Here is a 22,134-nt window from a genome sequence, read left to right as displayed (position 1 = left end):
TAGAACTAGGAAGCTAGTCGCTATATTTTCGTTATGGACAATAAAAAATTTATTTTAAGTTTAAAAAAAGGTAATGAAGTAGCTTTCAAAGAAGTTTACTTCAGCTATTACGATAAACTTATAAATATTGCCAAACGATTCAATTCTTCTGTATTTACTCCCGAAGATTTTGTTCAGGAAACTTTCATAAGATTATATAATAAAAAAGAATTGCTAAACGAAGAGGTGCTGTTTGACAAACAGATTTTTGTTATCTGCAAGAACATTATTATCAATCACATTAACAGAGAAAACAAAATAGTACAACTTGATCCTTCTCAAGTTGAGACGCCAGATGAAGAAGCTTATTCAGGAATTTTTGAAGAAAGGCAAGAAAAACTTCAAAATTTCATTAATCAGCTTCCAGAACAGCAGCAAAAAATATTCACTTTACACAAACTGGAAAACCTTAGCTATAAGGAGATTGCAGAAATAACCGATCTTTCAGAAAAGACGATAGCCAATCATATTTATCTCGCCAGTAAATTTATTCGAAAAAAAATCGAAAACCATTAGGAACTTTTTAGTTCTCGTTTGTTATACTAAAAAACAAGAACTAAAAATGCATATCGAAGCGTATAAAACTAATGTAAAATCAAAAAAAGATGCAAGTTTACTTGTAGCTCATTTACAGTTTATCATTTCTGACTGTATCATAAATTTTGATCGCCAAGGACGCGAAAACATCCTTAAAATTAAAACCAACCGTGATATTAAAGAAATGGTTTACGGTGTTTTTAATAAACAGGGATTTCATTGTCAAATTATTTAATATCTAGAAAAAATGGATAAGGAGAAATTTGACGAGCAGTTTAAAAAGTTATGGGAACAATCTCCCCTTTCTCATTCTGACAGCGAAAAAGAAGCTTCATGGGAAGAATTTCATGCTAAAACATTTTCTGAGAAAAAAAGAAATTTTAAGCCTTGGCAACTTTATGCTGCAGCTTCGGTTTTACTTTTTACGCTTATTGGAGTTGGATTTTATTTTAACCAAAACCCTACTGCTGAAAATATAGTTTTGGCTGAAAATGTAATTGAAAACACAACCTCAGCCATAAAATATGTAGTCTTGCCAGACAGTTCAAAAGTTGAATTGGGTCCAAATTCTAAAATTTCTTTTGGGAACAATTTTGCTTTAAACAGAAAAATTGAAATTGACGGCGAAGCTTATTTTAATGTAAAAAAAGACAAACAGCATCCTTTTCAAGTTTTTTGCGACGAAACTACAACTACTGTTTTAGGAACTTCTTTTACAGTTAAAGAATCTGAAAACAAACAAGTAACCGTTGAGCTTTTTGAAGGAAGTGTTCAAATGAATGTAAAAGGCCAAAACCAAAAATGGATTTTGAAACCGGGAGAAAAATTTACATACGGAAACCAAACTGCTTCAGTATCAGAGTTCAGCCGTTTTATAGATTTTGATAACGAAAAACTATCAGTTATCAGTCAATATATCCAGGAAAACTATGGTTACAAAGTCAATATTCCTAAAGAAAATCACAATCAGAAAATTACAATCCGAATCAATAAAAGAGAAGATTTAAAAACAATTGTACAATTACTATCCGAAATGTATAACCTAAACTTTGAAATAAATGAAGATTTAAAACAGATCACTTTTCAATAAAAAACAAGAAAGGATGTAAGCCGCGAAACTACACATCCTCCTAATTTTCAGGATAACACGAGGTTATTCCATTTAATAATATTCAAAAATACAAAATTTCATGAAGCATATAATTTCAGCGTGCTTTTTTTTATTCAGTTTATGTATGTCTGCCCAGAGTGTTACAGTGACTGTAGATCAAAATGTAACTTTAAAAGAATTCTTCAAACAGATTGAAAGTCAAACCGATTTTAAATTTGCTTTTACAGATCAGATTGATACCAATAAAAAGTATTTTACACAGAAAAACACTTATAAAAATATCGAAATCAGCAAGTTTATTACGGAATTAAACCAAACTTCGATTGTACAATTTTCTATAGTGGGGAGCAATATTTTTGTCAAACAGAAATCTCAGACTCCGAAACCAGCCAAAAAAAAAAGCAAGCTGACCGGCCACGTTTATGATGACGAAAGACAGCCTGTCATTGGCGCCAATATTTTTATTAAAGAACTGGAAACTGGCGTTGTAACAGATGCTAACGGAAAATACAGTATTGATGTCCCAAACGGAAATTATACCGTACAGGTGAGCTATGTTGGATTTAAAAATGAAGAAAAACGTGTTTCTGTTTCAGACGATACAAAAGTGAACTTCAACGTAGATTCAGACAGCCAGCAATTGGGAGAAGTTATTGTGATGAACAATAAAGCGGTTGATGTTAAAAATACTCAAATGAGTGTCAACAAGCTTTCAATGCAGGAAATCAAAAAAATTCCTGTTGCAATGGGAGAACCAGATCCGTTAAAATCAATTTTGACTCTGCCTGGAGTTACCAATGCAGGAGAAGCTTCTTCGGGCTTTAACGTTCGTGGTGGTGCTGCAGACCAGAATCTGATTCTTTTGGATGGCGCTCCAGTTTACGCCGATTCGCACATGTTTGGGTTCTTTTCTATTTTTAATGCCGATATCGTTAATGGTTTAGATTTGTATAAAGGAGGAATCCCGTCAAAATTTGGAGGACGTGTTTCCTCTGTTTTAGATGTTACGCAACAAACGGGAGATTTTGAAGAATATAAAGTAAACGGAGGAATCGGGATTATCTCAAGCCGACTTTTAGTTCAAGGTCCGTTACAAAAAGAAAAAGGTTCGTTTATCCTTTCCGGACGAGCTTCGTACGCGCATTTGTTCATGAAACTGGCAGATAATAACAACTCTGCCATGTTTTATGATTTGAATGCTAAATTAAATTATCGTTTTAATGCCAAAAATTCATTGTCTTTTTCTGGTTATTTCGGAAATGACGTATTTGATATTAACGATCGTTTTGCAAGTACTTACGGAAGCACAATGGGTATCTTGAGCTGGAAACATAAATTTTCTGATCGCTTAAACAGCAATTTATCTACTTTCTACAGCGATTATAGATTTAATCTAGAAATCCCGATTGAAAGTTTTAAATGGGATAGCAATATTGCGAGTTATGGATTGAAATACAATTGGAATTTCCAGCAGTCTGAGAAGTTTAAAATCAATTATGGGATTGATGGTTTGTATTACAATTTTAATCCTGGCGTTGTAAAGCCTACTTCGCCAGATTCGCAGTTTAATTACATGCAACTGGATAAAAAATACGCTTTAGAAACTTCTGCTTTTGTCGATTTTGAAAATCAGATTACAGAGAAACTTACTTTTCGTTATGGACTTCGTTACAGCATGTTCTATCGTTTAGGTGACGAGACCATCAGCACTTACGAAAACGGTCAAGCGGTGGTATATAATCCGCTGTATAAAATTTATGAAGAAGGAACGCCAAACGGAAGCATTTCGTATGGAAAAGGAAAAACCATCAGCAAGTTTAATAATTTTGAACCTCGAGCTGCATTGTCTTATGCTTTTAACGACGAAACTTCTATAAAAGCAAGTTACAACAGAATGGCGCAATACATTCATATTTTATCAAACACTCAATCTCCTCTGCCAATGAGCATCTGGACGCCAAGCGGACCTTTTACAAAACCTCAGCTTTTGGATCAGTATGCGATGGGGTATTTCAGAAACTTTAAAGACGGTGATTACTCTTTAGAAACCGAATTATTTTATAAAAATGTTCAAAATCGTATTGATTATATTGACGGTGCTGATGTTTTGGCTAACAACAACATTGAGCAGGTTATTTTAAACGGAAAAGCCAGATCTTACGGAATGGAATTGTTATTCAGAAAGAACACTGGCGTTTTTACTGGATGGATTTCGTATACTTTATCTAGAGCCGAACAAAAAACTCCTGGAAGAACTCCCGAAGAACCTGGAATTGCCAACGGCGACTGGTATTTATCTGGTTATGACAAACTGCATAATCTAAGCATTGTAGGAAGTTATGAACTGAATCCGAAATGGTCTTTTAATGGTAATTTTACTTTACAATCTGGTCAGCCGGTAACGTACGCAAATGGCTATTATGAAATGGGAGGCATTCATGTGCCAAATTATTCTTTGCGAAATGAAAACCGTTTACCGCTTTTCCACCACTTAGATGTGGCGGCAACGTACACGCCAAAACCAGACAAAAAGAAAGGTTGGCAAAGCTATTGGGTATTTAGCCTTTACAACATTTACAACAGAAAAAATGCGGCTTCAATGAGCTTTACAACCAATGAAGATACAGGTGCAAATGAAACCAGAAGACTTTCTATTTTCGGAATTGTTCCTGGGGTTTCTTATAATTTTAAATTTTAATGCTATGAATAAATTGAAAAAATATACGATAATGAATAGAGCACTGGCATTAATAAGTCTTCTTTTTGTTTTTTCTTTTGCGTCATGCGAAGATGTGGTCAATCTGGATCTGGAAGCTGGCGAAACCAAGTTGGTTATCGATGCCGAAATTATCTGGAAAAAAGGAACTGACGGAAAGGAACAAACCATAAAAATTAGTAAAACTGCTCCTTATTACAGCGGTACAACTCCAAAAGTTTCAGGCGCGCAAGTACGAGTTGAAAACAGTAACGGAGATGTTTTTACCTTTAATGAAACCGAAGCAGGAGTTTATAAATGCACCAATTTTCTCCCTGTAGTTGACATGGAATACAAGTTATTTATTACTGCCGAGGGACAAAGTTATACTGCGGTTGAAAAACTGAGTTCTGCCACTCCAATCAATAAAATTGAACAAAAAATAGTTCCTGATTTTGGTGGAGAAGATGTTATTGAATTGACATTCTATTACAATGATCCTGCAGATCAAGTTAATTTTTACGTAACCGATTACCAAAGTGAATTCTTGATTTATCCGGAATACGAAATTACCAATGACGAATTTTTCAATGGAAACGAAATCAGTACCAGATATTCTCATGAAGACATGAAATCTGGAAACACTGTCAAAATAACGCACAGAGGCGTTTCTAAAAATTTCTACAACTACTGGAAATTAATCTTGGAAGCTTCAAGCGCAAATCCGTTTCTTGTTCCTCCAGGAAACATTAGAGGAAACATTGTAAACACTTCTGACACCAATAATTTCGCATTTGGCTATTTTAGACTTTGCGAAGCAGATCAGGTTGATTATTTGGTGAAATAGAAAATCAATTTTATAAAAGACAAAAGCCTTAAACGAAATGTTTAAGGCTTTTGTCTTTTCCACTCTTCTTTATTTATTTGATACACAAAATTCAATTTTGGCTTTTCTCCGAAGTAAGCCACTTCTTCTTCAGCAACTTTTTTGGCTCCTACTCTCGAAATTGCAATTTGCGATCGAATATTTTCTGAACCAATATGAAATTTCACTTTCGAAACATATTGAAAAAGATAATCCAGCATGGTCTTTTTTACACTTTGGTTCACGCCTTTTCCCCAGCACGAAACCGCATAAAAAGTATATCCAATAAAAATACTATCATCTTCTTGATTAAAATCATAAAAACGTGTACTTCCGATAACTTCTCCTGTTTCTTTACTTATAATTTTAAAGGCGCCTTTACTTTTCATGGCTCCTTCAAAAAAGTTTTCGAAAACTTCTTTTTTCCATCGGTCTTTGTTTGGATGCTGTTCCCAAATTTTAGGATCGGAAGCTACTTTGTACAGTGCTTCAAAATCGTTTTCTTCTAAAGGAGACAAAATGCAAAGATCATTTTCTAAAATGGGTTGTAAACTAAAATTCATATTTTTTGCTATTATAATACTAATTCTTCAAAAACAGATTCTTGCAAAAGTGTTGCATACAAAGATTCTATATTTTTTTTAGGTCCGTGTATCTGCCATTCTAAAACTACATGATCCAAATTACGGCGCTGCGTAATCAGTTTTGATTTTACGCCACTAGCAGAAAAAAGTTCTTTGCATTTTTCGAGACCATTGTCTGAACGTTTAAAAGTTATTCGAAGCGTTTTATGTTCGTTGATGAGGTCAATTTTATCCTGAAGAAATGTAAGCACCGTAAGAATAGAAAGAATCATTAAGGCCGCGCAAGCCGATGCAAAATAATATCCTGCTCCTACTCCCATGCTTACAGCTGCAACCGACCAGATTGTTGCTGCTGTTGTAATACCGGTAACATGGCTATCGGATCTAAAAATAACTCCTGCACAAAGAAATCCTAAACCGGTTACAATATTAGAAGCTATTCTATCTGGATTTCCTGCTCCGCCAATCCATTCGGACATAAAAGTGAAGAAACAAGCTCCGACTGAAATCATTATTGTGGTGCGAAGACCTGCCGCTTTTCCGCTATATTCTCTTTCGGCACCAATTAAAGCTCCCCAAAATGCTGCTAAAAGCAATCTTATGACAATTTCTAGTTCCATTAAAAGTCTTCTGTTTTTTCAAATAAAATTAAGGAAAAAACATAAAAAACTCCAAAATCAAAATGACTTTGGAGGTTTTCTACTTGCTTTACTTACTTATACTCTTCTTCTTTTTGCTTGTACCAATCTTTCATCACATAAAAAGCTTTCTTTTTAATTCCTTGATCTGAAATTAATCCTTTACGGTTGAAGAAATCCTGAATATTTGGCAACTGCCTTCTTGGAGATCTGAAGTCAACCAAAATCCAAGGAGAAACTCCTGCCAAGCCTTCAATGCGATTGAACATATGTGTGTTTTGAATGTATAATTCTTCTTGATATTCTTCGTTCCATCGTTCTTTTTTATCTCCATGACGACCTTGTAAGGCTTCGCCTCCGAATTCGCTAATGATAACCGGTTTGTTATACGGAATTACCCATTGCATGTCTTTGCAAGATTCGTTAGTTCCTCTGTACCAGCCCAAATATTGGTTGAAACTTACAATGTCGACATATTCATTCATATTGTCATGAAGCGTATTGATGTTATTTGAACTCGAGGTAACTTCCATCGCCATACTAATCAGACGAGAATTATCCTGTGTGCGTGCATATTTTGCCAATTTGCTCAAGAAAGCATCTCGGTCATCGCCGTGTGGTGTTTCATTGGCAATGGACCAAATCACGATTCCGCAACGGTTTTTATCTCTATAAATCATATCGTGCAATTGACGTTCGGCATTGGCATACGTATCTGGATTTGTCCAAGAAATGGTCCAATACACCGGAACTTCAGACCAAATCATTAATCCCATTTTTTCGGCTTGTTTTACCATATTTTCATTGTGCGGATAATGCGCCAGACGAACATAATTACAACCTAATTCCTTTGCCCAAGTCAATAACGTAATCGCGTCTTCCTGAGACCAAGCTCTTCCAGATCTAAAAGGCGCTTCTTCGTGAATGCTGATACCGCGTAAAAAGACTTTTTTTCCGTTTAATAGAATTTCTTTGCCTTTGGTTTCAATAATTCTAAAACCAATTTGATCGACAATGTTTTCATCTGCTTTGCTAATGGTTACATCATACAATTTCGGTTTTTCAGGCGTCCATAAGATTGGATTGGCTTTTATTTCAAAATATGCCATTCCTTTAGCATCGGTCGTAACGTTCTTTTTGATTTTTAATTCCGGAATTGAAACTGAAACAGACTGATTTTCGGATTCGCTATTTAGCTTTATCCAACCAGAAATTTTTCCTTTTTCTTTTTTATCCAATTGAACCAGATAATCTTCGATATACGTATTCGGAACTTGAGCTAAAGTCACATCTCTGGTGATTCCGCCATAATTCCACCAATCCATGTTTACCGTTGGCACATTGTCTTTATGGCGTTTATTGTCGACTTTTACTACTACGAAATTATTTCCATCGGCTAATAAATCGGTTACATCAAAATTGAAAGGTGTATAACCGCCAATATGTGTTCCCGCCAGTTTTCCGTTTACATAAACTTTTGCGTCATAATTGACCGCTCCGAAATGAAGAATTCCTTTCGTTTTGGAATCTTTTTTATAATTGAAATCTTTCTGAAACCAAACTGTTCCTTCATAAAAAAACAATCTTTGATCTTTCGAATTCCAATCTGACGGAATATCCATAACCGCTGAGGTGGCAAAATTATATTCGCTGAGTTCTGTGGTGTTCCATTTTTTATTTTCGAAAAATCCGTTGTTTTTAAAAGGCTCTAAACGATAATTGTAATATCCGTTTTCGAGAGGATCTACAATATATCTCCATTTTCCGTTTAATGTAATATTGTTTCTGGCTGAAATATTAGTAACTAATGGGATTTCCTGCGCTATTGTTTTTCCAATTATCAGAAAAGTACAGCACAGCATTATTATTCTTTTCATAGCTAAAATCATTTTGGTTTTTGAAGGTCTTTAGTTAGTAAAATATGAAGGTTATAAAGTTAAAAAGTTTCTCAAATTCAGTAGTAAGCAAATGTTCCATATAAGTTAAAAATAACCCATCAAATACTTATCAGTTTTGTGTTATGAGGCTTATTTAGTCGTTTTTCATTCTTTATTTATACTAAAATCAGATATTCTCAATATGTCGCTCCGCTGGAGCTTTTTGACTTTGAGGGTCTAAATTATGCTACAAATATTTTGCTCCGCTGGAGCAATTCATAAAAAACTTAGAACTTCTAGATATTAATTTTTAGCTTATATTTAACAAAAAAATTCTATCCCTTTTTTCATTAAACATGGAGCAATTAGAAAATATAATTAAACAAGTTTCAACTAAAAATAAAAGAAACCTTTTTACTTTTTTAACGGGTGCCGGAATTTCTTCTGAAAGTGGAATTCCGACCTATAGAGGTGTAGATGGTATTTGGATTAAGGGAACAAAATTTCATAAACCAGAAGAGTTTGGAACTTTTAAATACTTCAAAGAAAATCCCGAGGAAGTTTGGCAATATTCATTGTTTAGAAAAAAAATGTTTGAAGATGCAAAGCCAAATGCAAGCCATTACGAATTGGTCGAAATTGAAAATATTTTAAAAGATAGATTTCATCTGATTACTCAAAATATAGACAACTTACACCGATTAAGCGGAACAGAAAGGATTTTTGAAATTCATGGAAATAATAGACAAATAAAGTGCTCAAATGGTTGCAAAGAAATTATAAATCTGCCCGAAGAAATAAAAGGAAAAGAGATTGATGAAGATTTAACCGAAAAAGAGATTGAACTTTTAAAATGCAAAAGTTGCGGAAGTTGGATGAGACCAAATATTTTATGGTTTGACGAATATTATGATGAACAAACCAATAAAAAATTCAGTTCCTTGAAAATTGCTAAAAACTCTGGAATACTTTTTATTCTAGGAACTTCTGGTGCAACAAATTTACCAGTTGCAATTGCAGAAACCACTTTAAAATATGGCGGAACTATAGTTGACATCAATATAGAAGACAATCAGTTTACGGCTTTGATAAAAGATAAAAAGAATAAAATCATTATTCGAAAAACATCAACTGAAGCTTTAAAATTGATTAAAGAAATGATTAGAAGCATTTATTTGACTTAATAAAATTATCAACAAATAAAAGCCATTTCAATTAAGAAATGGCTTCTGATTCTTTTATCAATCCTAAAATTTTACCGTAAGCAATCGCCGCTTTATGAACCTGAACTGTCCAATCTTCTGCTGCATTATCATCGGCTCCGTCAGAAATATATTTTAAGCTTAAAAACGGAATATTTTCTTTCATGGCAATCATGGCTAGAGCATACGCTTCCATATCGACCACATTATAAACATCCGATTTATGTTCCATTTCGAAGTTATCGCCTGTTCCGCAGATTCCTTCTTGAAGATTATCCATTAACAAACCATATTCTAAAACTGGCGGTAAACCAGAAAGCGGTGTTTCGTATAATGCAAAACCTAAACCGCGAACGTCCATATCTCTTTGAACAAATTTGGTACAGCAGATTACGTCGCCCTTTTGAAAACAGCTGCCTGCCGAACCCAGATTAATAATTACAGAGGGCTTTTTCTTTTGAATGGCTTTTGTCAGTTCATAAGCTGCATTTACTTTTCCTATTCCTGTAAATAAGACATTGTGTCCTTTAAAAACTTCTGCTGCTTCAGATTCGAGAGCAAAACAGAATAATATATCTTCAACAGCAAAAGATGCTGTTTGGTTAATTTGTATCATGCGTAATTTATTTTCGGTTTACAAAAATACGCTTAAAAATTTACGCAGCTCTAACTTAAATTTAAAATCCAAAAAAGACGTTAAAGTCTGTTTTCTCTATTGTATTTTATGATATAAAAAATACATTTGCTAAAACCACTAAAAAAGTTTAAATCCAAAGTATAACTGCATGGATAATGAAAAATTTATTTTCTGCCTAGAAGGCGTTCGAGATATAGACGATCATAGCCCAACCCATGTGGTAAAATGTCTGGAAGAACTGGCAATTGACCAGGGCATTTCTAGCATTCATAAAACTTGCGATACGATTGAAGGTTTAGAAGAAAGTTTGAATATTTTACTTTACGAAGATCATAATTTCAAAGATTACGAAATTATTTATTTGGCAATGCCAGGTCAGGAAAACAACATCTGCCTTCACGATTATTATTACAGCATAGAAGAAATTGCCGAATTGTTTGAAGGAAAAATGAAAGGGAAAATCATTCATTTTGCCAATCTTAAAGTTTTAGATTTAAACGAAGAAGAAGCGCAATATTTCCTAGATATTACTGGCGCTAGAGCTATTTCTGGCTATGGTTCTACGTATAATAAAATTGCCAGTTGCAGTACTATTGACAAAGCATTTTTTAGTCTGTATCAAGAAAACGACAATTTGTTTGAGGTTGTTGAGGATCTTTATACGAAACATTACAATTTATGCAAACTGCTTGATTTTAGATTATATTATTAAAATGAAAAAAAAGCAGGCTGAAAAAATCAAAACGTACAATCCAAAAGGCTTTCGGGAGAAATTTCTGGGAGAAGACAATCCTATTCATTTGCTTTTCAAGTCAAATTCGGATCATTTTTTCTGTCTTGAAATCGAAGAAATGATGCAAATGCAGCATCCTGTTCCGCCTTCTAAACATTCTTGCCATACTCTAATTTTTATTTCTTCTGGTCAGCATGTTATGAAATTAGGCTATCAGGAATATGTCACAACAGACAACGAAATGATAATGGTTCCGGCTGGTCAGATTTTTTCCCTCGATAATGTCAACAATATTCATAAAGGTTATATCTGCCAATTTCATCCCGACATTTTAATTAGAAAATACGGCAGCCGTGAATTGCTGAATGATTTTGATTTTTTAAAGATTTCAGGAAATCCAAAGATCAAACTAACTGCTGAAGATATAGCCCCAATTACAAACATTTTAGAAAGATTGAAAAAGGAATATTCTGAGACTACAATTACAGATCTAAATATCGTTCAATCATACCTGATTACTTTGTTTTATGAAATGAATAAAAATGCTGTGAAAACCGTCAAAAATATTTCGGCGGCAGAAGTGTTAACAGCAAAATTTAAAGAACTGATTCACGATCATATAAAAACCCAGCATCAGGTCAATTACTATTCTTCTTTATTAAATGTTACTCCAAACCACTTGAATAAGTGTGTAAAGAATGTTACAGGAAAATCTGCTGTAAAATGGATTGACGAAAACATATTGCTTGAGGCAAAATATTTACTCTTTCAAACTACTCTTTCTGTAGGTGAAGTGGCAACGCAAGTAGGCTTTGAAGACCAATCTTACTTTAGCCGTTTCTTTAAAAAAACAGAAGGAATTTCTCCTATTCGATATCGAAAATTGATTGATAAGTCCTAATCATTGATTAAAGAATCCTAACAAATATGTAGACTTTTTTCAGAAATTTGCTTCCTCAAAAATGCAAATTATGATTTATGTTTTTAAAACTTCCGTTGATAGTGAAGCCAAATTTGAATCGGCTTCTGTACTCTTAAATGAATTACTGCCTAATTCGCTGTGGAATTTTGATCTCGAAGATTGTGACAATATCTTGAGAGTTGACAGTGAATTGAATGTTGTAACATTACTGCAAGACAATCCTGTTTTTGATTGCATCGAATTGGAATAAAATTTATAGGTCTTTATTTGTAATCAAATTATATCAAAGCAGATAAAGATCAAATTAAAAACTAAAAAGCGGGATTACAAAAAAAATTGTATCCCGCTTTTTCTATTTAATCAACCACGATTTTTATTTTAACCAACGAGGATCTCCAATATTATTATCAATCATTGTTTGGTTTTGAACTTTAAAGTTACCTGTTGCAGCATCAACAAACTGTGGATTTGCTGTTACTCCAGTTGCGTCTACTTTATTCAAAGCAATACTAGCATCCATAAAACTTGCCGCTGTGTAGTAATAATTTTTACTAAATGTAGGAGCTTCTGTCGCTGCCTGATTCGTATAAATAGCCGATGTTGCTACAATCAAAGTATTCATTACTGTCGAACTATTATCTAAAAATCTTACGTACAAAATTCTTTTTGGCGCTACCGTATTTGAAACATTATACAACGTACAGTTTTGTATTAAAGTTGTAGTTTTTAATCCTGTACCTGAATAACCTCCTCCAGTTGGAAGAACCGCATCTACTCTAACAAAATCACGTCCTGTAGAACAAGAATCAAATGTGCTATTTTTAAGTACTATACTTCCAACATATGTATTTCTAAAGTCAATAAAATCAGCTCCTGCATTTGTATTTACTAACTTAACAATACTGTTATCAACTGTAAATGAAGCTACTTTTGAATTTGACACACTCGCCGCAATTAATGCACGTGTATAATCATGTATGTAACATTTATTAATTAAAATATTTCCATAACCAGTAGAAGCTCCAGAAACAGTTAAGACTGCACCATTAGTCAATCCAGCTCCAGTTAATTCTAAATCAACCAATGACAGGTTAACAAGAGCTGCGTTTATAGTAAATTTCACATTCAGTTTTGGTTTATTTTCTGGCCTTACACCTCTAATGATAAGTGTTTTATTTAAAATAACCTCGCCCGTTGTCTGATAAACACCTGGCATAAGCAATAATCTAGATCCTGCTGTTACCTGACCTATTTTAGCATTTAAATCATCTCCCGGATTTACCACAATACCATTTGTAAGATCAACACCGCTTGTGAAATTTAGTACACCTCTTGTTTTAGTTCCATTTTTTAAAGTAGCTGTATAGCTTGTTTCAGGGGTTAAACCTGTAACAATTGCCACTCCAGCCGTTTTTTCTTCTGCTGTTATGGTGTGAGTTAGATCACCTGGTTGCAACGAAATATGAGTTACATTACTGTTAGGTGGCCATCTCAGAGTAATAGATGTAGCTTGAATTTCTTCATCCTTAATTGGATAGAAAATTTGTTCAGATAATGTTGTTGCTGTTGTAACAGACCATTTAGAATCCTCAAGACCAGCTGCACTAACCGATTTTACTCTAATAGAATAAGTAGTTTCTCCTTCTAAAGCTACTTGTATTGGTAGTTGGCTAGCTGAAACATTCATTGTCTTAAAAATAGTCTTGAATTCTGGATCATCTGGGCTAAATTCTACCACGTAATGATCTGGATTTTCATCTGCTTTAACGCCCCAATTTAATTCAACTGTAGTTGAATTTCTAATTTTGGCTGTGAGCCCGATAGGCGAAAATTCTCTTGTGTTTCCTATGCCGTCTAACAACTCTTCATTATAACTCTCGCAACCCGAAATAGTAATTGCAAGCAATAATATGGTTATTAGTCCTCTAAATATATTTTTTGTGTTCATCATAATAACTTATTAATTTATTAAAGAATTTAATAACCAAAATCATTTTTTAACTGGCCATTACTTCCATCAAGGAATACTTGCCATATTGGCCAAAATTGTCTGTTATCAGGGTTCACTCCTACTTTATACAACGAGGCTATCTTAGCATCAGCAGCTGTTCCTGTCCAAGTCCATGCAAAAGACATATATGCAGCTCCCGGATTTGTAGTTTCTCCTCTATTTAATCCATAAATATCTAAGCTTACATTATCAGATTTATATTTATAGTATAAAGTTGCAGGCACATCAGCATATTCACCAGTACGAGCTGATAAGTCTGCCATTTTTTGTTTTGCTTTGTCTAAATTGGTTTTAAGCAAATTCCAACGAATAAGCGCTTGTTTACGCTCCATTTCTCCCGTAAATTCAAATTTATTTTCTTCAACAAGAGCATTAAACATTGCTTCTTTACTAGTTAAATTATTTACATAGTTCTCAACTTTCACAGCCTGATCAGCTGAAGAAAATGATCTTCTTCTAATTTCTTTTAAATAAGGCATAGCTGCACCAGGGCCTTCTAATTCATTTGCTGTTTCAGCTGCAATAAGAAGGACTTCAGCATAACGCATGTACATTTTATTAACACCATCATCATTATCAGAAGTAACCCTACGTGTCATCCACTCATAACGATATTTACCAAAACACCAAGTATCTAATCCTGTTAACTCTTGCTTAGCAATTGGATAAGGAGTTGCAGCTACAGCAGTACCCCATTTGTAAGGCACGCAGGTAACATCTCTACGCAAATCTGTCTGATCATAATCATAGAACACAAATGGCAAGGGACCTGCTACACCTCCACGGTTTGCTCCGTTTTGCTGAAATTGATCACTTGGAGAGGTATGTTTTACTGCAAACGTAAACAACATACGGCCGCGACCATCTGCAAAAGGAAGCTCCCAAAGTGATTCACCCCCTGCAGTAGTAATTTCTTGATTATATTTTCTCCATAACCCTTCAAAAGTAGATTCTAAATGAGCAGAACCACTTTGGATTACTTCACGAGATTCTTTTAATGCCAATGCATACATGTTAGCAACTGAAAGTTCTGGATCATTACTCCTTCTTACTCCATCAGGATATTGCTGATAGCCACTTGCTACCAAAGCCAAACGCGCTCTAAATGCTTTTACAAAAGCTTTATTTACATGTTCTACTGTACTTGTATAAGAAGTTTCATTAGGCCATGCCACCAATGTCGCTGCCTCTCCTAAATCTGCAAGTAATTGTTTGTAAATAACATCTCTACTTGTTTTAGGCAAATATAAAGTTGCGGTAGTAATAGGTTCAAAACGAGCAGGGACATCTCCCCATGCTTTTAGCAAATCAGCATAGTAAATTGCTCTTAGCGTTAAAGCTTCTCCTAATAGCTGTCCCATTTGTGTCCCTGGTTTAGGATCTCCATATTGACGCATTCCTGTAATACAAACATTTGCACGTTCAATACCAGAAAACATCATTGAATAAGCATTATTTGTTGTATTCATCTCTGTATTACTTGGCTTAGCATCATAAACACACAAATCTGCTTTATCTCCTGCGGTCTGAGAAGTATTATACCATTCTGTATCTGTATTTAATCCATAATATGGTAAAAATCTTCCTCTATAAGAGTTAGTCTCAGCGAAAGGCACTTTTATTCCGTCAACAGCTCCTTTGGCAAGGTCTGGTTCAGAAAAAATTAAGGCTGGATCTAATGTCGATGGCGCATCTGTATCTAAATAGTCATCTTCAAACTGTTGGCAAGAACTAAATAAACTCGAAATAATCAGTCCCGCTATTATTAATTTATGTTTCATTTTGTGATAATTTAAAATTAGAAATTAAGATTCATTCCAAAAATCATTTGTCTGCTTCTTGGATAAGGACTTGAATCAACCCCTGGTGTAAGTGGGTTTTTTCTTCTTGTTGAAACTTCAGGATCTGAGCCTGAGTAGTTAGTCCAAACAAAAACATTGCTTGCCGTCAAGTAGAATCTTAATTTAGAAATTCCAAGTTTAGATGTAAACATTTCTGGAGTTGTATATCCTAATGTTAAAGTATTTAATCTTAAAAATGATGCATCTTCAACTGCCCAATCTGTAAAAATTGCAGATCTCATATATGGTGACCACATAGTAGTATTAGCATTAAGGGCGGCTAAAGCTTCAGGATTATCGGTTACTAATTGGCCAGTTGCTGGATCTAGATTAGTCCATCTTTTTCCATCGGCCATAGTAGAATTTAAGTTTTTATATTTTCCTGAAGCAGTTGCTGTAGAAAATTCAATTTTATCAGCATTATATATTTCATTACCTATGCTCCAGTTAAACGCTGCCATTAAATCAAATCCATAAGCATTTCCGTTGATTATAAAACCTCCTGAACTTTTTGGATTAACATTTCCAATAACTGTTTTATCATTTATATCTACTTTACCATCTCCATTAACATCTTTTAATTTCATGTCTCCAGGTTTAAGAGAACTTCCGTCTCCCACTAAAGTAGTAGCAGTAGCAATTACGTCACTTTTTAAAACGTATTTCCCTCCAACATAATCAAAATCAGAAACTTCGTATCTTCCGTCATTTTTATAACCATACATAGCACCTAAAGAAGAGCCAACTGCTATTAGATAATCATCTCCAATTTGTGAAGAAGCCCAACCAGTAGCTTGTCCAAAATTATTCATAACACCCAATGAGTTTATACGATTTTTGTTTACTGACATATTGAAAGAAAAATTCAAACCATATTTAGCTTTTTCAATTGCCACAACATTTAAAGTAGCTTCGAAACCTGTATTTTGTGTTTCTCCCATGTTGCGGTATTGATAATCATATCCAGATCCTGGAACTGGGAAATTGATTAACAAATCGCTTGTAATATTTTTATAGATATCAAAATTCCCGCTTAAACGGTTTTTAAAAAATCCAAAATCTAAACCAAAGTTCTGAGTCACTGTTGTTTCCCATTTCAAATCTGGATTAGGCATTGTTTTTGAAGGTGCCCAAACACTAGTAACACCGTTTATCCATGTTGTTGGTGTAGATTGGAAAATTTGAATTTGCTGTCCAACAGGGATATTATTATTTCCTGCTTCACCATAACTTGCTCTAACCTTTAAAAGACTAAGCCAGTTTTTATTTTTCAAGAAATTCTCTTCTGAGATTTTCCATCCTGCTGCAAAAGCTGGGAAATATCCCCAACGATTTCCTTCTAAGAATTTACTTGAACCATCTGCACGAAAAGTAGCTGAGAATATGTAACGATTTTTGTAATCATAATTAGCACGTCCAAAGAATGACAATAATTTATCATCTGGATTATAGTAGTTATCTACTGCTTGCGGCGTTCCTTGACTTGTAAGTGTCTTTGCTTTCTCAAAATCAAAAAACGTAGGGTATCCATGAATTGTAGTCGTTACAGTATTTGAAGTGTATGTAATACTTTCTTCTCCAACAAGAGCAGTCAAATGATGATCTTCTCCCATTATTTTTTTGAAATCGTAATTCAGTGTATTAGCATTTCTGAAACGCTTATCTTTAGTATCAGCCATGATCATTGCAGGCATATCTTGAAGAGTTGCCGCTGGAGAATTGGCTACGTAATAAGTAGTTAGTCCATAAAAACGATAGTCTTGGTTATAAAAATTATCTAAACCTAAATCTACGTTCAACTTTAAATTATCTACAATCTGCCATCCAAAACTTCCTAGCATATTAAAATTTTTACGAAGCTGCTGACGATCATTATCAGAAACAGATTTAAAAGGATTTATTAGCATATCTGACCCGTCCCCATTTACATCTTCTGATGTTAGACCTGCTACTGGAAGCGGTGCATACCCAACAATAGTACGCATACGAGAATCTGATGAAGATTTTTCATTTTGTTCATTTACACCACCACCGTCAATCTCTGTATCTGAATAACGCATTGTAAAACCAACATCAATCTTATCATTTAATTTACTTTTTAAAGCTAATGACAAGTTGTTTCTTTTATAGTTTGAACCTATCATAATTGCTTTTTCATCATAATGAGCATAATTAAAATTGTAGTTCAACTTTTCTGTACCACCTCTAATTCCTAAATCACGGCTTTGAACCTCACCTGTACGCCCAAAAATCTGTTTTTGCCAATCATCTCCCTTTAAGCCATTGTACATATCATGATCTTCCCAATTTCCAAAATATTTAGTATAAGAATCTGGATTAGAAGGTACTTTTGTTCCAGTTTGAGAAAGCAAAGCATATTCGTATTGCCATTTAGTATAATCTTCAGGCGACAAAACATCAATCTCTTTTGCCATCGTTTTCATACCATAGAACATATTGAAGTTCACTGCCATTTTTCCATCTTTACCTTTTTTTGTTGTAATAAGAATTACCCCATTTGCACCACGTGATCCGTAGATAGCAGTTGAGGCGGCATCTTTTAAAACAGTCATCGTATCAATGTCAGATGAAGAAATATCATTCATGTTATTGACTGGAAAACCATCCACAATAATTAAGGGCGAAGCATCTTGTGTAAGCGAACCACCACCACGAACTCTAATTCTAATATCTGCATCTGGAGAACCTTCGGCAGCAGTTACTTGCACACCCGCAATTCTACCAGTTAAAGCTTCGGCAACATTTGCTACCGGCACTTTTTTCAAGTCAGCTCCTGAGATAGTAGAAACTGCACCAGTCAAATCAGATTTCTTAGAAGTTCCATATCCAATTACAACAACTTCATTTAAGTTATTAGCATCTTCAATCAAAGTTGCATTTACTTTAGTTTTTCCTTCTGTAGAAACATTAATGCTTTGAAACCCTATAAAAGAAAAAATTAATACAGCTTTCGGATTGGTTAGTTTTATTTTGTAATGCCCATCAAAATCAGTAGAAGTTCCGTTCTTAGTTCCTTTTTCTAAGACGTTTACCCCAGGAAGAGAAAGTCCCGCGGCATCCTTCACGGTTCCCTCTATCGTTGTGCCTTGCGCGTGTACTTGACTACCGATCAATAAGCACAGTAAGAAAACAAGTTTAAAGCAAAAGTTTGCTCCTTTGTTTAATAGTTCTTTAAAGTTCATGGTTGATTGTTTAAGTTATTAATGTTTTTCTTGTTGGTTTAAGTGGTTTTTTGTGGTTACTTTCAATTCATTTTTTACTTAATATTTGTGGTTTTTTATTTAACAGCAATTTATTTATCTCTTCACTAAATCTTTATTCTAACTTCCTTTTTCATCATCTAACTTAATCGATTGCGAATATTGTCAAAAAAAAAATTTGTAATCGATTACACAAACATAAATATTTTTTTTAAACGAAAAATAAAATTTCCCAAAAAAATCCTAAAATAAATTATATAATAAAATTTTTACCGTCTTTTTATATGACATATATAATTTATCTCACTTTTAAATATTAAAAATATTATTATCAATCGTTCATTTGATTCTATTATTTCAAAAAAAACAATCGATTACATGAATATTAATTACGAAATTATCAGGTGTTATTTTTACACTTAAAAAGTTAAAATCTAGCTAAAAAAAGATGGGAAACTTCACTAATATTTTAAAATTTACAATGATTTTACTTATAAATGGAATCAATAGAATGAGTGAAAAAGTAGTTTTGACCATAAGTTTACATCTTTACTAGCACAAAAAAAGCCCTTAATCAAAAGTTAAGGGCTTAAAATTTTATTATTTCTAGAGTTATATTGGCTGAACTTGAACCTGTTTTTGATGTAATCTCATTAATATGAATGTAATGATCATTCCGATAATCGACATCACTACTCCAATAAGATTGGGAGAAGAATAGCTAAATCCTGCTGCTAAAGGCAATCCGCCTAGAAAAGCGCCTAGAGCATTCCCAATATTGAAACTTCCTTGAAGAGAAGCTGAAGCAATCATCTCTGCTCCTTTTGCAGTACGAATCATCAGCATTTGAATTGGAGCAATTACAGAGAACGAAATAGCCCCCGTTAAGAAAGTCAGAAATAAGGACATATATTGATTGAAAGAGAAAAAGTAAACTAAGACTAAATCGGTAGACATTACTAATAATAAAGCCAAAGTCGTTGGTGCAGGTGAAAAACGATCCGCCAACTTTCCTCCTACGAAATTCCCCACCACCATTCCTAATCCAGCAAGAATTAAGATGGATGAAACATCTTCTGGTGAAAATTTCGATACATTAATTAATAATGGCGCAATATAACTGATCCAAGCAAAAAGACCACCAAAACCAATTGCTGTGATCCCGATAATTAACCATGCTTCTGTTTTCTTAAAAAATTGAAGTTGTACTTTCATATTGACACTTTCACCTTTTTCAAGATTTGGCATCCATAAATAAATTGCCAAAAAAGTCAACAGACCAACAATTGCAATTAATACAAAGGTATAACGCCAAATAAAATGATGCCCAATATAAGTTCCAATTGGCACACCTATTAAGTTTGCGATGGTTAAACCAGCAAACATAATTGAGATTGCCTGCGCTTCTTTTCCTTTATCTGCCAAACGGCTTGCAACTACCGCTCCCACTCCAAAGAATGCTCCGTGAGGCAGTCCAGAAAGAAAACGAGATGCAAATAAAACATTATAATCTGGAGCAATAATTGACAAAGCGTTAAAAACAGCCAGCATTAAAGCTAAAATTAAAAGCATTTTTTTAGGCGCATAATTTCTTCCTGCGATTACTAATAAAGGTGCTCCAATAACAACTCCAAGTGCATAAGCCGAAATTAAATATCCTGCAACCGGAATTGTAACTTTCATATCTGAAGCAATATCTGGGAGTAATCCCATCATTACAAATTCTGTAATTCCAATAGTTAACCCTCCTAAAGAGAGTGCAATAAGACTTTTTTTCATTTTGATTCAATGTAAATAAGGAATAGATTTCTACGACGCAAAATTAACACTGTTAGCCCAGAAATAAATTGTAAATTTGTGACATAAAATTGTATATTTAAGTTATGCCGAAATTAAATCAATTCAAAACGCTTGTCCTTGACGAATTTGAAGAAGAAAAATTTCACCTTCCTCCACATACACATACGTATTACGAAATCATATACATTAAGAAAGGAAGCGGGATTCATCATCTAAATAATAATCTTCTGCCTTACAAAGCGGGCGACTTATTTGTCATTTCGCCAGACGATGAACATTATTTTGACATAAAAAAAAGCACAAGATTCATTTTCATCAAATTCACTGATAATTATTTCAACTCCAAACAAAATCTTACCTGCGATGAGTTTCTAGTTAATACTCCTGAAAGTTTCATGCGGGATAAAATCTTAAAAGAAACGGTTTTGAAGTTTGATGAACCTTGCAGAACAATTTTAAAAAATACAGTCGAAAATATTGTAACCTATGATAAGTATATCGATGTTACTTCTTCACCAATTGTATTTTATCAGATTCTTTCCATTTTTGGTTTAATTAAAGAAACCATACGCTGTATGAATTTGCAAATGCAATCGACACATTTGGATACAGAACAAATAGCCAATTATATTCATCAGAATATTTATCAGCCAAAATTGGTTCAGGTAAAGGTAATCGCAGAACATTTTAATATTGCCCAAACTTATTTTAGCGCTTATTTCAAAAGAACATTCAGCATCAGCTATCGCGAATACATTCATAATTTAAGATTGACTTTAATCGAAAAAAGATTTCACAACAATCAGCTTCCAATTAAACAGATTGCATACGAATTTGGTTTTAGCGATGAAAGTCATTTGACCAATTATTTCAAGAAACGTAAAAACATGAAACCGACAGATTTTAAAAAACTCTAGTTATCGAAATCTTAAAAAGTTATTTCCTCAAACATTTTTAGCTAAATTTGTGCTACTAAAAACAATTTCTTTGAGCAAGAAAATCCACATAATAATGCTTTTTATAACACTTAGCTTCTTTTTGAACCCGAGTTATACTTACGCATGCCATACTGGAAACTCTAAAGAAATTACCGCTAAAGAAGAAAACAGCTGTTCTAAAAAATGCTGCGAAAATAAAACTTCAAAACAAGAAAAACATAATTGTGATGGAAAATGCCGTCATGCCGGCTGTAATACCTCAACATTAAACATCTTTCTCACTTCAAATGATTTTGATTTACAGAATGATGTTTTCAATTTTTCTTTAAAAAACAATATTTCATCTTATAGTAATTCTACCATTTCTTCTGGATTTACTTCTATTTGGCTGAAGCCGAAAATATAATTATTGTATTTGTGACAGCCCATATTGGGTCTTTTTGAAATCAAATTTTTTTAATTAATTTTAAAGGATATTAAATC

Annotated in this window: 19 protein-coding genes; 11 read left to right on the top strand and 8 right to left on the bottom strand. The window is 33.7% G+C overall.

Features of this window, described 5'->3' with window-relative positions:
• Positions 1–33: 33 nt before the first annotated feature.
• From GR162_RS15230 to GR162_RS15210, 5 genes are all read left to right on the top strand, one after another.
• On the top strand, positions 34–555 hold the full coding sequence (locus GR162_RS15230) for an RNA polymerase sigma factor (RefSeq protein WP_160782849.1): 522 nt from the start codon (positions 34–36) through the stop codon (positions 553–555).
• 46 nt (positions 556–601) lie between these two features.
• Positions 602–811, top strand: coding sequence for a hypothetical protein (locus GR162_RS15225; protein WP_008464748.1), 210 nt, complete (start codon positions 602–604; stop codon positions 809–811).
• Between the two features lie 12 nt (positions 812–823).
• The gene (locus GR162_RS15220) at positions 824–1,666 is read left to right on the top strand and encodes a FecR family protein (RefSeq protein ID WP_160782848.1); all 843 of its coding nucleotides are present in this window, start codon (positions 824–826) and stop codon (positions 1,664–1,666) included.
• A gap of 100 nt (positions 1,667–1,766) precedes the next feature.
• A complete protein-coding gene (locus GR162_RS15215; protein WP_160782847.1) occupies positions 1,767–4,385 on the top strand; it encodes a TonB-dependent receptor in 2,619 nt (872 codons plus the stop codon).
• Between the two features lie 4 nt (positions 4,386–4,389).
• Positions 4,390–5,229 carry a DUF4249 domain-containing protein gene (locus GR162_RS15210; protein ID WP_202393948.1) on the top strand — a complete coding sequence of 280 codons (840 nt, stop codon included), beginning with the start codon at positions 4,390–4,392 and terminating at the stop codon, positions 5,227–5,229.
• A 41-nt stretch (positions 5,230–5,270) separates the two neighbouring features.
• On the opposite strand, the gene GR162_RS15205 is transcribed toward GR162_RS15210, so the two are convergent.
• From GR162_RS15205 to GR162_RS15195, 3 genes are all read right to left on the bottom strand, one after another.
• A complete protein-coding gene (locus tag GR162_RS15205) occupies positions 5,271–5,810 on the bottom strand; it encodes a GNAT family N-acetyltransferase (protein ID WP_160782845.1) in 540 nt (179 codons plus the stop codon).
• Between the two features lie 11 nt (positions 5,811–5,821).
• Positions 5,822–6,451 (bottom strand): MgtC/SapB family protein, encoded by a 630-nt coding sequence (locus GR162_RS15200; protein ID WP_160782844.1) that lies wholly within the window; start codon positions 6,449–6,451, stop codon positions 5,822–5,824.
• Between the two features lie 92 nt (positions 6,452–6,543).
• A complete protein-coding gene (locus GR162_RS15195; RefSeq protein WP_160782843.1) occupies positions 6,544–8,346 on the bottom strand; it encodes a glycoside hydrolase family 2 protein in 1,803 nt (600 codons plus the stop codon).
• 356 nt (positions 8,347–8,702) lie between these two features.
• Here GR162_RS15195 and GR162_RS15190 point away from each other — a divergent pair, with 356 nt between their 5' ends.
• A complete protein-coding gene (locus GR162_RS15190) occupies positions 8,703–9,530 on the top strand; it encodes a Sir2 family NAD-dependent protein deacetylase (RefSeq protein ID WP_160782842.1) in 828 nt (275 codons plus the stop codon).
• Between the two features lie 31 nt (positions 9,531–9,561).
• Here the strand turns inward: GR162_RS15190 and GR162_RS15185 are convergent, their stop codons facing one another.
• Complete coding sequence (locus GR162_RS15185) at positions 9,562–10,164, bottom strand: 5'-methylthioadenosine/S-adenosylhomocysteine nucleosidase (protein ID WP_160782841.1); 603 nt, start codon at positions 10,162–10,164, stop codon at positions 9,562–9,564.
• A gap of 169 nt (positions 10,165–10,333) precedes the next feature.
• Here GR162_RS15185 and GR162_RS15180 point away from each other — a divergent pair, with 169 nt between their 5' ends.
• The 3 genes from GR162_RS15180 (at position 10,334) to GR162_RS15170 (ending at position 12,090) form a co-directional block, all read left to right on the top strand.
• Positions 10,334–10,897, top strand: coding sequence for a DUF6642 family protein (locus GR162_RS15180; RefSeq protein WP_008464718.1), 564 nt, complete (start codon positions 10,334–10,336; stop codon positions 10,895–10,897).
• 1 nt (position 10,898) lies between these two features.
• Positions 10,899–11,819, top strand: coding sequence for an AraC family transcriptional regulator (locus GR162_RS15175; RefSeq protein ID WP_237421374.1), 921 nt, complete (start codon positions 10,899–10,901; stop codon positions 11,817–11,819).
• 70 nt (positions 11,820–11,889) lie between these two features.
• Complete coding sequence (locus GR162_RS15170) at positions 11,890–12,090, top strand: hypothetical protein (RefSeq protein WP_160782839.1); 201 nt, start codon at positions 11,890–11,892, stop codon at positions 12,088–12,090.
• 123 nt (positions 12,091–12,213) lie between these two features.
• Here the strand turns inward: GR162_RS15170 and GR162_RS15165 are convergent, their stop codons facing one another.
• The 4 genes from GR162_RS15165 to GR162_RS15150 all read right to left on the bottom strand — a co-directional run bounded on the left by GR162_RS15165 (position 12,214) and on the right by GR162_RS15150 (position 20,692).
• A complete protein-coding gene (locus tag GR162_RS15165) occupies positions 12,214–13,791 on the bottom strand; it encodes a DUF5123 domain-containing protein (protein WP_160782838.1) in 1,578 nt (525 codons plus the stop codon).
• Positions 13,792–13,817: 26 nt separating this feature from the next.
• Positions 13,818–15,632 (bottom strand): RagB/SusD family nutrient uptake outer membrane protein, encoded by a 1,815-nt coding sequence (locus GR162_RS15160; RefSeq protein ID WP_160782837.1) that lies wholly within the window; start codon positions 15,630–15,632, stop codon positions 13,818–13,820.
• A gap of 17 nt (positions 15,633–15,649) precedes the next feature.
• The gene (locus GR162_RS15155) at positions 15,650–18,895 is read right to left on the bottom strand and encodes a TonB-dependent receptor (protein WP_160782836.1); all 3,246 of its coding nucleotides are present in this window, start codon (positions 18,893–18,895) and stop codon (positions 15,650–15,652) included.
• Positions 18,896–19,525: 630 nt separating this feature from the next.
• Positions 19,526–20,692: an MFS transporter gene (locus GR162_RS15150; RefSeq protein ID WP_160782835.1), complete on the bottom strand. Its 1,167-nt coding sequence runs from the start codon at positions 20,690–20,692 to the stop codon at positions 19,526–19,528.
• 104 nt (positions 20,693–20,796) lie between these two features.
• Between GR162_RS15150 and GR162_RS15145 the strand changes: the two genes are divergently transcribed.
• Positions 20,797–21,630 carry an AraC family transcriptional regulator gene (locus tag GR162_RS15145; protein WP_160782834.1) on the top strand — a complete coding sequence of 278 codons (834 nt, stop codon included), beginning with the start codon at positions 20,797–20,799 and terminating at the stop codon, positions 21,628–21,630.
• Between the two features lie 70 nt (positions 21,631–21,700).
• Positions 21,701–22,057, top strand: a complete 357-nt coding sequence (locus tag GR162_RS15140; protein WP_237421373.1) for a hypothetical protein — start codon at positions 21,701–21,703, stop codon at positions 22,055–22,057.
• Positions 22,058–22,134: the final 77 nt, after the last annotated feature.

Source organism: Flavobacterium sp. HBTb2-11-1 (genome assembly GCF_009826975.1).
In the GTDB taxonomy this organism is placed as follows: Bacteria; Bacteroidota; Bacteroidia; order Flavobacteriales; family Flavobacteriaceae; genus Flavobacterium.
Note: the sequence above shows the minus strand (reverse complement) of the source record. Positions and strands in the feature narration are given on the sequence as shown.

Excerpts from the sequence above, each read along its gene's own strand:
- GR162_RS15220 (WP_160782848.1), top strand. The coding sequence starts at position 824 with ATGGATAAGGAGAAATTTGACGAGCAGTTTAAAAAGTTATGGGAACAA.
- GR162_RS15160 (WP_160782837.1), bottom strand. The coding sequence starts at position 15,632 with ATGAAACATAAATTAATAATAGCGGGACTGATTATTTCGAGTTTATTT.
- GR162_RS15165 (WP_160782838.1), bottom strand. The coding sequence starts at position 13,791 with ATGATGAACACAAAAAATATATTTAGAGGACTAATAACCATATTATTG.
- GR162_RS15185 (WP_160782841.1), bottom strand. The coding sequence starts at position 10,164 with ATGATACAAATTAACCAAACAGCATCTTTTGCTGTTGAAGATATATTA.
- GR162_RS15180 (WP_008464718.1), top strand. The coding sequence starts at position 10,334 with ATGGATAATGAAAAATTTATTTTCTGCCTAGAAGGCGTTCGAGATATA.
- GR162_RS15155 (WP_160782836.1), bottom strand. The coding sequence starts at position 18,895 with ATGAACTTTAAAGAACTATTAAACAAAGGAGCAAACTTTTGCTTTAAA.
- GR162_RS15145 (WP_160782834.1), top strand. The coding sequence starts at position 20,797 with ATGCCGAAATTAAATCAATTCAAAACGCTTGTCCTTGACGAATTTGAA.
- GR162_RS15205 (WP_160782845.1), bottom strand. The coding sequence starts at position 5,810 with ATGAATTTTAGTTTACAACCCATTTTAGAAAATGATCTTTGCATTTTG.
- GR162_RS15150 (WP_160782835.1), bottom strand. The coding sequence starts at position 20,692 with ATGAAAAAAAGTCTTATTGCACTCTCTTTAGGAGGGTTAACTATTGGA.
- GR162_RS15190 (WP_160782842.1), top strand. The coding sequence starts at position 8,703 with ATGGAGCAATTAGAAAATATAATTAAACAAGTTTCAACTAAAAATAAA.
- GR162_RS15195 (WP_160782843.1), bottom strand. The coding sequence starts at position 8,346 with ATGAAAAGAATAATAATGCTGTGCTGTACTTTTCTGATAATTGGAAAA.
- GR162_RS15170 (WP_160782839.1), top strand. The coding sequence starts at position 11,890 with ATGATTTATGTTTTTAAAACTTCCGTTGATAGTGAAGCCAAATTTGAA.
- GR162_RS15225 (WP_008464748.1), top strand. The coding sequence starts at position 602 with ATGCATATCGAAGCGTATAAAACTAATGTAAAATCAAAAAAAGATGCA.
- GR162_RS15210 (WP_202393948.1), top strand. The coding sequence starts at position 4,390 with ATGAATAAATTGAAAAAATATACGATAATGAATAGAGCACTGGCATTA.
- GR162_RS15200 (WP_160782844.1), bottom strand. The coding sequence starts at position 6,451 with ATGGAACTAGAAATTGTCATAAGATTGCTTTTAGCAGCATTTTGGGGA.
- GR162_RS15215 (WP_160782847.1), top strand. The coding sequence starts at position 1,767 with ATGAAGCATATAATTTCAGCGTGCTTTTTTTTATTCAGTTTATGTATG.
- GR162_RS15230 (WP_160782849.1), top strand. The coding sequence starts at position 34 with ATGGACAATAAAAAATTTATTTTAAGTTTAAAAAAAGGTAATGAAGTA.
- GR162_RS15175 (WP_237421374.1), top strand. The coding sequence starts at position 10,899 with ATGAAAAAAAAGCAGGCTGAAAAAATCAAAACGTACAATCCAAAAGGC.